The organism is Mesorhizobium sp. M0045, from assembly GCF_040323385.1.
Taxonomy (GTDB): domain Bacteria; phylum Pseudomonadota; class Alphaproteobacteria; order Rhizobiales; family Rhizobiaceae; genus Mesorhizobium.
Genome location: NZ_JAMYUY010000015.1, coordinates 1 through 12,316, shown reverse-complemented (window position 1 = coordinate 12,316; position 12,316 = coordinate 1). Strand labels below are relative to the sequence as shown.

At 60.9% G+C, this 12,316-nt stretch carries 13 protein-coding genes and 2 pseudogenes; 13 read left to right on the top strand and 2 right to left on the bottom strand.

Features of this window, described 5'->3' with window-relative positions; genetic code table 11:
• Positions 1-98: 98 nt before the first annotated feature.
• From NKJ72_RS21850 to NKJ72_RS21805, 11 genes and pseudogenes are all read left to right on the top strand, one after another.
• Positions 99-1,060, top strand: a pseudogene (locus tag NKJ72_RS21850) (sugar ABC transporter substrate-binding protein).
• A gap of 134 nt (positions 1,061-1,194) precedes the next feature.
• A complete protein-coding gene (locus NKJ72_RS21845) occupies positions 1,195-2,205 on the top strand; it encodes an ABC transporter permease (RefSeq protein WP_352479442.1) in 1,011 nt (336 codons plus the stop codon).
• A 9-nt stretch (positions 2,206-2,214) separates the two neighbouring features.
• Positions 2,215-3,207 (top strand): ABC transporter permease, encoded by a 993-nt coding sequence (locus NKJ72_RS21840; protein ID WP_352479342.1) that lies wholly within the window; start codon positions 2,215-2,217, stop codon positions 3,205-3,207.
• Positions 3,208-3,295: 88 nt separating this feature from the next.
• Positions 3,296-4,090 (top strand): ATP-binding cassette domain-containing protein, encoded by a 795-nt coding sequence (locus tag NKJ72_RS21835; RefSeq protein WP_352479341.1) that lies wholly within the window; start codon positions 3,296-3,298, stop codon positions 4,088-4,090.
• A 138-nt stretch (positions 4,091-4,228) separates the two neighbouring features.
• Complete coding sequence (locus NKJ72_RS21830) at positions 4,229-5,233, top strand: Gfo/Idh/MocA family oxidoreductase (protein WP_352479340.1); 1,005 nt, start codon at positions 4,229-4,231, stop codon at positions 5,231-5,233.
• Positions 5,230-6,189: a sugar phosphate isomerase/epimerase family protein gene (locus tag NKJ72_RS21825; protein ID WP_352479339.1), complete on the top strand. Its 960-nt coding sequence runs from the start codon at positions 5,230-5,232 to the stop codon at positions 6,187-6,189. The genes NKJ72_RS21830 and NKJ72_RS21825 overlap by 4 nt, the downstream gene beginning before the upstream one ends.
• A 12-nt stretch (positions 6,190-6,201) precedes the next feature.
• Positions 6,202-6,510, top strand: coding sequence for a MocE family 2Fe-2S type ferredoxin (locus NKJ72_RS21820; RefSeq protein ID WP_352479338.1), 309 nt, complete (start codon positions 6,202-6,204; stop codon positions 6,508-6,510).
• A 5-nt stretch (positions 6,511-6,515) separates the two neighbouring features.
• Positions 6,516-6,602: pseudogene (locus NKJ72_RS31020) on the top strand (hydroxypyruvate isomerase); the annotation flags it as partial.
• 49 nt (positions 6,603-6,651) lie between these two features.
• Positions 6,652-7,476, top strand: a complete 825-nt coding sequence (locus NKJ72_RS21815; RefSeq protein WP_352479337.1) for a 3-methyl-2-oxobutanoate hydroxymethyltransferase — start codon at positions 6,652-6,654, stop codon at positions 7,474-7,476.
• A gap of 5 nt (positions 7,477-7,481) precedes the next feature.
• Positions 7,482-7,832 (top strand): MurR/RpiR family transcriptional regulator, encoded by a 351-nt coding sequence (locus NKJ72_RS21810; RefSeq protein ID WP_352479336.1) that lies wholly within the window; start codon positions 7,482-7,484, stop codon positions 7,830-7,832.
• Positions 7,833-7,883: 51 nt separating this feature from the next.
• Positions 7,884-8,267: an MBL fold metallo-hydrolase gene (locus tag NKJ72_RS21805; RefSeq protein ID WP_352479335.1), complete on the top strand. Its 384-nt coding sequence runs from the start codon at positions 7,884-7,886 to the stop codon at positions 8,265-8,267.
• 207 nt (positions 8,268-8,474) lie between these two features.
• On the opposite strand, the gene NKJ72_RS21800 is transcribed toward NKJ72_RS21805, so the two are convergent.
• Positions 8,475-9,344 carry a LysR family transcriptional regulator gene (locus tag NKJ72_RS21800; RefSeq protein ID WP_352479334.1) on the bottom strand — a complete coding sequence of 290 codons (870 nt, stop codon included), beginning with the start codon at positions 9,342-9,344 and terminating at the stop codon, positions 8,475-8,477.
• Between the two features lie 82 nt (positions 9,345-9,426).
• Between NKJ72_RS21800 and NKJ72_RS21795 the strand changes: the two genes are divergently transcribed.
• Together NKJ72_RS21795 and NKJ72_RS21790 are read left to right on the top strand one after the other, a co-directional pair.
• Positions 9,427-9,735 (top strand): YjiS-like domain-containing protein, encoded by a 309-nt coding sequence (locus NKJ72_RS21795; RefSeq protein ID WP_352479333.1) that lies wholly within the window; start codon positions 9,427-9,429, stop codon positions 9,733-9,735.
• Positions 9,736-9,745: 10 nt separating this feature from the next.
• A complete protein-coding gene (locus NKJ72_RS21790) occupies positions 9,746-10,729 on the top strand; it encodes an aldo/keto reductase (RefSeq protein ID WP_352479332.1) in 984 nt (327 codons plus the stop codon).
• 109 nt (positions 10,730-10,838) lie between these two features.
• On the opposite strand, the gene NKJ72_RS21785 is transcribed toward NKJ72_RS21790, so the two are convergent.
• A partial coding sequence (locus NKJ72_RS21785) for a hypothetical protein (RefSeq protein WP_352479331.1) occupies positions 10,839-12,316 on the bottom strand: 1,478 nt, incomplete at its 5' end.

Here is a 12,316-nt window from a genome sequence, read left to right as displayed (position 1 = left end):
CGATCAGACGCTGTCTCGACTAAGCCCGAGAGGAGCGGGTGCGGGGCAGCCAGGCTTTTGTTGAAACCCCGCGGGGCGGGTAAACCGGGAGGAAGACTATGAAGCTTTTCAAGATACTTGTGTCCACAGCAGTGCTGGCTGCGTACAGCACCAGCAGCACGCTCGCCGCCGACATCTTCGTTATCGGCGGCAAGCCGGACGATCCATTCTGGTCAATCGTCAAGCGTGGTGCCGAAGACGCCGGTAAGGTGGTCGAAGCTCAAGGTGGTAAAGTCACCTGGCTCGGGCCGCAGAACTACGACAATCTGGGTGTGGACGCGGCCGAACTGATCCGCCAAGCCATCGACCAGAAGGCCGAGGCCATTGTCGGTCCGGACTGGGTGCCGGAAGCCATGGATCCGGCGTTCAAGGCGGTTGTGGACGCTGGCATTCCGCTTGTTACAATGCCGGCGGTTTGCAGGCGGCTGATCGCCTCGGCGCTATGAACTATGTCGGCTCGGACGATTACAAAGGTGGCGTCGCCGGCGGCGAGTATCTCGCTAAGGCCGGCAACAAGAAAGGCGTCTGCATCAACACACTGCCGGGTGCGGCCAATATCGAGGCCTACTGTGGTGGCTTTAGGGAAGGGATGAAGAACGGCGGCGGCGAGGCCGATGTGTTGCCGTTGCCAGCTACCTCCTTCGGCTCGGCAACAGCAGTGGCGCAGGCGGTGAAGGCCTATCTGCTGCAGCATCAAGCCGTGACCGCGGTGTTCACCATCGGCAATGTCGACGCCAATTCGGCCATGAACGGTATTACCCAGGCCGGCAAGGCCGGGCAGGTTCAACTCTGCGGCATCAACTTTGACGAGACCATCCTGAACAACATCAAGGATGGAAAACAGGCCTGCGCGATCGACCAGCAGGGCTACTGGCAAGGCTACCTCGCCGTCTCAATCTTGAATGGCAAGGTAAACTACGGGCTGACTGTGCCGACGCGCGAGATCCTCACCGGTCCTGGGATCATCGACAAGAACACTGTCGAGCTGACCATTGCCGGCGTGAAGGCCGGCGCGCGATAGGTGTCCTTACGGCCGCCCGTCTTGTGAGGCGGGCGGCCAGTGCATTCTACTTCCATAGCGACCGCAATTTTTGGCGCTCGATAACTCGCGGATTACCCATGACGGCACATCCCGTGACATCCACCCGAACGCCGATGGCAAATCGCGGCCGTTCTGGACTGGCCCTGGGTCGTCTGGCGCGGCGGCCCGAGACGGGCTCGTTCCTGGGCATGGTCGCAGTCTTTCTGTTCTTCGCCATATTCGGAGGCAGTGGCTTTTTGTCAGCAGCCGGTACGGCCAGTTGGCTGAGCATCGCCTCCGAGATCGGCATCATCGCTCTGCCGATAGGGCTGCTGATGATCGCTGGTGAGCTGGACATCTCGGTCGGCGCCGTGATTCCCGCGGCCTCTCTAACGGCCGCGATCATATCCGGCTACTATGGCCTGCCTGATTGGCTCGGCATCACGGCCGCCCTTGGGCTCGGTCTTGCCATCGGCTTGATCAACGGCGTGTTCGTCACACGAACCACGATCCCGTCCCTGATAATTACAATAGGAACGATGTTCGGCACAATGGGCCTGACGCTGGGCCTTACGGTGATGATCGCCGGCAGCACCGGTGTCTCGCTGGTGCCCGACGAACTCACGAAGACGCTTCTCGGCCAATATCTCGGGGGCATGTTCCAAGTGACGATTCTCTGGTGGCTCGTCTACATCGCCGCCCTTCTGTGGCTCCTCCACATCTCGCCCGTGGGCAACTGGATCTATGCACTCGGGGGCGACAAGGAGAGCGCGCGCAACGCGGGCATCCCCACCAAGCGGCTTACCATCGGTCTATTCATGCTTTCGGGGTTTTCCGCCGCGTTCGTCGGAGTCAGCCAGGTGATGGTCTACCAGAGCGCTCAGGTTCTGGCTGGGCAGTCCTTCATCTTCAATTCGATCATGTGCGTGGTCATCGGGGGCGTTCTGCTTACCGGCGGATTTGGCTCGGTCGTAGGTATCGTGTTCGGCACGATCACCTTCTCTATCGTAAACCAGGGCATCTACTTCACGAGTATCGATCCCAACATGGGAAGCGTCATCATCGGCGCGCTTCTCCTGATCGCCGTACTCACCAACGACACCTTTCGGCAGCTGGCGCTCAGCTACTCATCGAAGAAGGTTTGAGGGACCGCCATGACTGAGGCAATCAAATCCTTGTTGCGCCGCCCGGAAGCAGGCTCGATCCTCAGCCTGATCGGGGTGGTGCTGTTCTTCGTATTTTTCGGTGGCGTGGACCTGGGTACACTCCTTGGGGCGGCGAGCTGGGTGAATTTCGCCGCCAATCTCGGCATTGTCGCCATTCCGGTCGGTCTGCTGATGATCTCGGGTGAACTCGACATCTCCATCGGCGCATTGATTCCCGCGGGCTCTATGACCACCGCCATCCTTAGCGGCTACTATGACCTGCCCATCGCGGTGGGCATGGCCGGCGCCCTGGCGGTCGGTGTGGCGGTCGGCCTTGTCAATGGTTTGCTGACGATCCGCACCTCGGTGCCTTCGTTGATCATTACGCTCGCCACCCTGGTTGCGATGCAGGGCTTGGTGCTCAGTGGGTCCGTGTTGCTAACTGGCAACGCTAGCGTTGCCGTCACCGCGCCCGAATGGGCCAAATTCCTGTTCGGACAGCTTATCGGTGGAAGCCACCAGGTCATCATCGTCTGGTGGGTAGTGTTCGCTGTCATCATTGGCTTCGTGCTGCACAAGACCCGCTTTGGCAACTGGCTGTTTGCAATGGGCGGCGATCGCGTCAGCGCCCGCAATGCAGGCATTCCGACAAACCGCATGACCATCGCACTGTTCGTGCTGTCCGCCGTCAGCGCCACATTCGTTGGCATGTGCCAGGCGATCCTGTTCAACTCGGCCCAGGTTTCCGGCGGAATGAACTTCATCTTCAACGCAATCGTGTCCGTGGTGGTCGGCGGCGTGCTGCTCACGGGAGGGTTCGGCTCGGTCATCGGCATCTTCGTCGGCACCATCACGTTCGCCATTGTCAGCCAAGGCATCTACTTCACCCAGATCGACCGGAACTGGTCGAACCTGATCATCGGCGTGATGCTTTTGACGGCGGTGCTGATGAATCAGGCATTCCGGGAACTGGCTCTGTCTTACCGGCGAGGTTCGAAATAAAGCGTGCCGAGGGCACCCATACAGCACTGAGCGATGCGGCTGCAGTTGCGATCAGCGACTGCTTGGAAGGACGAAAGATGCGACAATTATGAGCGAAAAACCTGCCATTCTCGAACTGAAAAATGTCAACAAGTCTTTCGGCCCGATCGACGTGTTGCATAACATCTCGCTGCAAATTCGCCGGGGTGAGGTCTTGTGTCTCCTCGGCGACAACGGCGCCGGAAAGTCCACTCTCATCAAGGTGTTGGCAGGCGTCCACAAGCCGACCAGCGGCGAGATCCTGATGGACGGAAAGGCGGTCAGCTTCGACCGTCCGAGCGCTGCGCAGGAGCGGGGCATTGCCACCGTGCACCAGTTCGGCGGAACGTTCCCCTTAATGAGCATCGGCCGCTCCTTCTTCGTTGGATTGGAGCCGACAAAGGGTTGGGGTCCGTTCAAGATCTACGACCGCAAGCGCGCCAACGAGATCGCGGTGAAAGCGGTGCGGGATTTCGGCATCACGCGTATCGACGACGGTGACCGGCTTGTTGGTGGCCTGTCAGGCGGGGAACGCCAGTCTTTGGCCATTGCCCGCGCCGTGCATTTCGGCGCTCGCGTTCTGATCCTCGATGAGCCGACGGCAGCGCTCGGCGTCAAGCAGGCAGCTCACGTGCTGCGCATCGTCAATGAAGCCAAGCGGCGCGGTCTCGCGGTCATCTTCATCACCCACCAGGTGATGCACGCGATGGCGGTGGGAGACCATTTCGCCGTCCTCATTCGCGGTGCGATCGCCGCCGATTTCCGGAAGCGCGAGAAAACCCGCGAGGAGATCACCGACCTGATGGCCGGCGGTGAAACCATGGCTGACCTCGAGGCGGAAATCGAGCATGAATTGCATGCATGATCACAATGAAAATGCGCCGCCTCTCGAGCTGGATGGGCGGGCGGCCCGATCGTTTTCCTCGGGAAACCTCTGCCTTCGACCGGCCCTGATGACCCTTGGCGCCACCAGCCTCTTCACGTCGAACAAAGCAGAAGAAATATGACAATACGGATCGCAGTGATCGGTGCCGGTGTGATGGGCGCCGACCACGCCAGGATAGTGGCGGAAGACCTTCCCGGAGCAAGCCTTCAGCTGGTGTGCGACATGGATGAGGCGCGTGCCCGCACTGTTGCCGACACCTTTGGTGCGCCCGACATCTCCACCGATCCAGAAGATGTTGCCGCGCGGAAGGACGTGGACGCAATCATCGTGGCGAGTCCCGATACCACGCATGCGCCGCTGTCGAAGGCCTGTATTGCCGCCGGCAAGCGTGTGTTGTGCGAAAAGCCCCTCTCACAAGCGTCCGCTGACTGTATCGCGGTGATGGAGGCCGAACAGAAGTCGGGCGCGAAATTCGTCCAGCTTGGTTTCATGCGGCGCTACGATCGCTCCTACGAAGAGATTAAGCGGGCGCTCGCAGACGGCCGCCTTGGCCGGCCCCTGATGATGCACAATTTTCACCGGAATGTCGAAACGCCGGCTGCAGATTTCACCGGCGCAATGGCTATCACCAATTCGGCTCCACACGAGTTCGATGTCGTGCGCTATGTGCTCTCGACGGAATATGCGTCGATTTCGGCCTTCCAGCCGAAGCGCTCAGATGCCCGGGTCGCGCCTGTCTTCATGGTGCTGGAGACGGTCGATGGCCAACTCGTCAACATCGAGATCAACAACAATGCCGCCTATGGTTACGATGTCCGTGCCGAGCTGATCGGCGAGCGGGGCACCGTTGCGATGAACAACGTCGCCTACACTCGCATCGATTCTGCGCTTACACAGAGCACGAGCTACGACTCCGACTGGCGGACCCGCTATGCCGATGCCTACCGTCGGCAGAACCGCGACTTCCTACGCTTCGCCATGACTGGTGAGTTCCCGGCAACCGCTGCGAATTGCTGGGACGGTTATTGCGCCGCCGTCGTTGCCGAGGCGGGCGTGAAGGCGTTGCACGAGGGCCGCCGCGTACCCGTCCAAATGATCGCAAAGCCGGAGTTTTACGCGTGAAGCTGGGTTTCGTTTCAGACAGCCTCGGCAACCTGCCCTTCGAAACGATGCTGGATCATGCGAAGCGCATGGGTGTCTCCGGCGTCGAGGTGAACACCTGTGGCTGGTCCACCGCGCCGCATTTTCGGCTTTCGTCCATGCTGGGCAACAGGGAAGGCCAGAAGCGCTTCGTTGGCGCGTTCGAGGCGCGCGGGCTAGAAATCATCAGCCTCAACGCAAACGGCAATCCGCTGCACCCGACCGACCCGGCCCAGGGCGAAGGGCTGAAAACCACTATTCGCGTCGCGGGCGAAATGGGCATCCGGACGGTCTGCACCATGAGCGGCCTCCCGGCCGGCAACGCTGCAGATACAATGCCCAACTGGGTCGTCTCGTCGTGGCCGCCGGAAACACAGGCCATTTTGAAATACCAGTGGGAAGAGAAGCTGATTCCCTTCTGGACCGAGATCGTGGCGTTGGCTGAAGAGAACGGCGTGGAGCGCATCGCGCTTGAACTCCACGGCAACCAGTGTGTCTTCAACGTGCCCTCGCTTCTGAAGTTGCGACAGGCGGTCGGACCCGTCGTGGGGGCGAATCTGGACCCTTCGCATCTGTTCTGGATGGGTGCCGACCCGCTGGCGGCGGCTCAATCTTTGGGCGAGGCGGTATATCACGTTCATGCCAAGGACACGATGCTCAACGCACCAGTGCAGGCGACGACATCTCTGCTCGAGAATGGCAGCCTGATGGATCTTCCAGCCCGGTCATGGAGCTACATCACGCTTGGCTTCGGCCATGGCGAGGAGTGGTGGCGGCAATTCTGCTATCGCCTCAAGATGGCCGGCTATGACGGCTGGCTTTCCATCGAGCATGAGGACGTGCTCCTGAACTCTCTGGAGGGACTCGAAAAGTCCGTGGCGCTACTGCAGGGGGTCATGCCGTCCGCCCCCGCCGACTACAAACCGCAAGCCATCTGAAGGAAGGTTTCCATGCCTTGGATCGACGCCTGTGCCGCCGCCGACATCGAAGCCGAGGAAGCCAAGCGCTTCGATCATGGCGGTCGCACCTTTGCGATCTTTCGAAATGATGCGGACGAATTTTTCTGCACCGACGGGCTTTGCACGCACGAGAGTATTCACCTCGCTGACGGTCTCGTAATGGGGAATACAGTGGAGTGTCCTAAACACGCATCCGTTTTCGACTTCACGACTGGGGACGTAGAGACCCCGCCCGCTTGCGAGAATCTCAAGACGTACAAGACGAAGGTCGAAAATGGCCGCGTCATGATCGAGATCTGAGCCATATGGACCAGCCGTTCCAGCTTGCAGCCTGCGCCGAGATGCTCTGGCGCGACCGCCCGATTACTTGGCGCGCCGAAATGAATTGGCCATTCATCGCCAGGCGCTGTTTGACTGCCTGATCCCCTGCGGAGGCTGATTATGGGCATGTATCACAACCGTCCTCATGTCGAGGACATCCGCAAGATGAAGAAGAGCGGACAGAAAATCTCCATGCTCTTCGTCAGCACCCCGGATGAGGCGGCTGCCGCAGCCGCCGCCGGCATCCATATGCTCTCCATCGAAGGTCGATATTTCGATCCGGAAATGCGCCAAGCAGCCGGCGATTGTTTCGTACAAGTCGGTTTGCCATATGGCAGCTATGGGAGTTTCGCGGGCCGCCCGCTCGCAACAGCGGAGGACTATCTGCGTGCAGCGTTCCACTTTGCCGGCACAGGCGGCGACGCCTTTTATTGTGCGGCGTCATACGACATCCAGAAGACGTTATGCGACAACTACATTCCTGTCGTTGGCCATATCGGCCTAGTGCCGTCTTATATCACCTGGACGGGTTGGCGCGCAGTCGGCAAGACCGCGGACGAAGCAGTGCGCATTTGGCGACACACCCAAAAGCTGGAGCAAATAGGAGTCTTCGGCGCGGAGCTGGAAGTCGTCCCAGATCGCGTCGCGAAATTCCTCACCGAAAACTCCTCGCTTGTCATGCTAGGCATGGGCGCTGGCAAATATGCCGATGCGCAGTACCTCTTCACAGAAGACGTTTGCGGTTACGGCAAGAACCATAAGCCGCGACACGGAAAAGTTTATCGAAACCTTGGCCCTGAGCTGGAGAAGATTCAGGACGAGCGCGTCGCTGCCTTTAAGGACTACAAGGCAGACGTCGATTCAGGCAGATATCCCGGTTACGAGCACACGGTTCCGATTGTGGATGCTGAGTTCGATATCTTCATGAAGATAGTTAAAGGTTGAGAACTATGTCTGTGGGCTCATCTTATCCCTCACGGACATGCGGTCGACAGCGCGTATCAGTTGACAACCGACGAGCGCCATCGCTTGACGAGCTCAAAGCGCTGATTGCCAAAAGGGAACTGACACTTCCGGAGAAGTCGGAGGCTGTCGCCCGGGTGATATTTGCGGAGCCGGATTACGTGGCTTTCGAAAATGCCGCCGCAATCGCGCGCCGATGCCATGTATCACCCGCGACCGTGTCCCGACTTGCATCGCGTCTCGGGTTTGGGTCGTTTGTGGAAATGCAGAGCTGCTTCCGAAATCATATACTGCATCGATTCAAACTTCAGGAAGAACACGTGAAGGCGAACTGCTGAGGATCATGTGCACGGACTTTTGACCCCGACAGCCGAGTGCTCTTTCCAAACTTGACGGCGATCGTAATTCCCGAGGCGGCTGTTGGGAGCTTTTTCGCTTACGCCCACCTTGCGCAGTTCCGGCCCCTGCTGAAGCCTGTCGAGAATGGCGACCTGGTGGGTGAGCGATTGAGGGCGGTCGCCCTGCCGGGTCATGCTCCCGGTCATACCGGCTACGCGTTCGACACGGACGAGGACCGTTTCCTATTCTTCGGGGACGTCGTTCATGTGCCGGCCTTGCAGTTCGGCAATCCCGCGTTCAGTTGGGGCCATGACGACGATCAGCCGACGGCGCGCGCAACCCGCCTGAAGGTTTTCAGTGACGCGGCCAAGGCGGGGGACGTGGATCGCCGGCGCGCACCTTGGCTGGCCGGGCATCGGTCGCGTGGTGCGTAAGGGCGAAGCATACGGCTATGAGCCGGCAGGAGGACGAGTGACCGGATAGGCGGCCCGGTGCTGATCGGTTTATACCGCTCTCTTCGCCCAAGGCAAGGATCTCGACGAGCAGCGCGCCTCACTCCGGCGTCCTCAACGGCGGGCACATCGTCCGGCCCACAAAATATCTGATTCTTGATCCACTGGCGGCCGATCGACGCCTGAGGTTTACCGGATCGGCGTCGCGCCGCGAAACAGCGGCTGGTGCGCCCGCACCAAGGCGGCAATCCGGTCGGCGACCTTTCGTACCGGCGGGGAGTGACGTTCCTCGTGATGGGTGACGATCCATTGGTCGGTTTTGAGCTCGGGGATAGGTTGAGCGACGCGAACCAGCCGCGGATCGCTGTCACCGACGAAGCACGGAAAGACCGAAAGGCCGGCGCCGGCGGCCACCAGTTCACGCACCGCATGGGTGTTGTTGCCGCGTACGGCGATGCGGTCGCCGTGATGGGCTTGCAGCCAGCGCGCCGATGCAACGTTTGCGCCTTCGCCGGTGACGCCGACGAACAATCCAGCGGCGATGCCGTTGATCAGGTGACGTCCGGAATAAATGGCGTGAGCGACTTTGCCGCTCTGACGGCCGGCCAGCCACTGCTCGGTCGGACGCTCGCTGCGGATGCCGATGTCGGCGGCACGGCGGCCGATGTCGACCCGCTCGGTCGTGGTGACAAGCTCCACCCTTATGCCGTCATCGACCGTCCAGATCTCGCCAATATGGGCGGAAACGAAGGCCGACGTCCATGGCCCGGCCGAGACGCGGACAATGCGGTCGGGCAGGTTTCCCTCGCGCCAGCGGGTCAGCGACTGCATTGCTGCCTCGACGTCTTCGGCGCGCCGCAGCAGTTCTTCGCCGACCGGAGTCAGCCGGTAGCCGGTCTGCTGGCGCACGAACAGAGGTTCGCCGATCTGCTTTTCCAGCGCGGTGACGCGTCGTCCAAGGGTGGCTGCGCTGAGGCGCGTGGTTCCCGTCGCTGCGCTCAAGCCACCCAGCCGCGCAACGTCGAGAAACAACCTTAGATCGTCCCAGCCGATATCCATTTTGCAGAAATGAAAAACTCCTTGCGACCGTGGCTGTAGCGCGAAGCGGGCATCATGCGCAAGTATGCAGGCGTTGGACGCGTTGGACAATCTTGCTTGGCGGGAAAGTGACAAGCGCCTCGGCTGGCTAAGAAGCCACCGCAATCTTTTCGATCGCGCATGCGCTTCGCGCCGATGCTTTGCGCTTTCGACCAACCCAGGCGCGCGGGCATTCTCCACGCCAAAGGAGACGATCATGTTGGATGAACTTCGACACCGTTTCGCCCGCTGGATTGTCTATCGCCAGACGCTTGCGAGCTTGAGGCAGGCCCGGGACAGCACACTGGCGGATGCCGGCATTTCTCGCGAAGAGATACGCGAACGTGCCCGCCACGCCAGCCTGCGTCGTTGAGGAACCGGGCATGCAGATGATTGAGCTTTGGGATGGCCGCTCGGTACCGCGCATTGGCATCGGCACCTGGGCGGCGGGTGGCCCCGCGCGTTGGCGTGACACGGCGACAACCTATGGCGAGGTCGACGACATCAGGTCGCAAGCCGCGCTGGCGATGGCCTATGAGATCGGCGCGCGGGTGTTCGACACGGCGGCCGCTTATGGCGCCGGCAATGCCGAACTGATCCTCGGGCGAGCGTTGAAGGGTAAGGACGAAGCCGTCATCGTCACCAAGGTCGGCTATTTCGGCGATCCCGAAACGCGCAAGATTGCTCCCGAGGATGCCTCTGCCGCGGCGATCCGGGCATCGATCGACAATTCGCGGCAGCGCCTGCAGCGCGATTGTATCGACGTCGTGCTGCTACATATCAACGAGTATCCGATCGAGCGCGCCGGCGAGGTGTTCGATACGCTCGGCCTGTTGCGCCAGGAGGGCAAGATCGGCGGCTTCGGCTGGAGCACCGATCACCGCGAACGGCTTGCCGCCTACGCGCCGCGCGAGGGCTTCGTCGCCGTAGAGAACGACTTCAATGTGTTTACCCCGGCGAACGGGCTGATGGCCGTTGCGGCGCGCGAGAACCTCGTCTCGTTCAGCCGGCTGCCGCTGGCAATGGGGTTGCTCACCGGCAAATACACGCCGGCCATGCGGCTGCCCACCAACGATGTGCGCGGCGGCAATGCCGAATGGATGGTATTTTTCAGGGATGGCGCCGCCAACCCGCATTATCTGTCAAGGCTCTCGGCAATCCGCGACCTGCTCACCTCGGGCGGACGCACGCTTGCGCAGGGCGCGCTCGGCTGGATCCTCGCCAAGTCGGCAATCGCCCTGCCGGTTCCCGGCTTCACGCGGCCCGAGCAGGTCGAGGACAATCTCGGTGCGCTGGAAAAAGGGCCGCTGCCGGCAGCGGTGATGGCCGAGATCGACGCCGTGCTGAAAATTGCCGAGACTGCTTAGGGTGTGGCGAATCCGAAATTCGCATTGGCGATAACGCGGCCTTCAGTGGCGCAATAGACAAAGACGGAGCGGCGGACACGCTCGAGTTGAAGGTCCGCCGCTCCGGTTTTCAGATCAAAGAGTGATGCTGCCACGGGAGATGGGTGGCGAGCTGCGCTTGAGCTGCGCCGCCGACCGCGTCGCTGTCGAGAGAGAGCGACCCGGTTGAGCTGTCAAAGATGATGTGGTGGGAACCATCATCCGTGGCCGTACCAGCAGGAGACGCATGCAATGAAAGCCCGCCCGACTTAAGCTCGGCAAGAGCGGCTTGATCGAGGTGGAGCTTGTCCTGAAGCTTGCTGAAGTCGAAGGCATCGTTGCCTCCGTGACCCGACATGATCTCGGCGGCGGCGCCGTTCTTTGCCTGGGCCCCGACATTTTCACCGCTCTGGACGGTCTGGGCGAACCCATGGCCGGTCAGGTTGGTTGCCGTTCTGTCGGAGTGATTGTTGGTGGCGAGAAACTCCGAGCCGGCAGAAAGAGCATGGCTCAACACAGCCAGCACCCGGTCAACGCCGCTGCCCAAATCGTCCATCTTGTTGCCGCCAGTGTCGACATGGGAGGTGTCGTTGCCGCTATGGCCCGCCATTTCGTCGGTGCTTGCACTTGCATGGGAGGCATCACTGGTGGCCTTTCCGTGACTGGCCGTGCGGTGGGAAGTCGCAGCTCCAGCAGAATTACTATCGCTAGTGCTGGCGTCGGAAGGGGCGATGGCGGTAGCAGTCGCAGTAGAAGTGCCATGGCTGGTCTTGGAGTCGGAGGCGGCCACAGTAGAGCTATTATCGGCAGCGGTGGCAGTGGAAGGCACAGTTGCAGTGGAACTGCTATCGCCCGTCGCGGCTTCGGAAGAGGCCGCGGCAGTCGAACTGCTATCGCCGGTGGCGTCATGGGAAGGGGCCGTGGCAGTCGAACTGATATCGCCGGTGGCGTCATGGGAAGGGGCAGTCGCAGTCGAACTGCTATCGCTGGCGGTGGCGTCGGAAGGGGCCGTAGCAGTCGAACTGATATCGCCGGTGGCGTCATGGGAAGGGGCAGTCGCAGTCGAAGTGTTGTCGCCGGTGGCGTCATGGGATGGGGCAGTCACAGTCGAACTGCTATCGCTGGCGGCGGCATCGGAAGGGGGTGTCGCGGCAGCGCTGCCGTCGCTGGTGTCGGAAGGTTCGGCCCCGGTGGTAGCGAGGTTGTGCTCCCGGAAAACGGCTTGCAATTCGGAGGAGCTTTCAAGCGCGGTGTCGCCGTTCTGCGTTCCCCATTTGTAGGTGTAGTCGAAGCCGGGCGTCGGAACCAATGCGGCCCAATGATCGATCATGGTTTGCATCTGTTCGGGGGTGGGCATGACATGTCTTCCGCCATCGGAAGTCTCCCAGTTACCGCCGCCAAAGGCCTGATATACCGGAACGATGTTGTTAGCCGGGATGCCCGACTTCACCGCTGCAGCCACGGCTCGATCGATCATGTCGTAATCGACCGTGTCCGTTCCCGTGCGCACCGGATAGGGGTCTATTCCGAAATAGTCGATATGCGTGTTGGCCGGATTGTAGGTGTTCG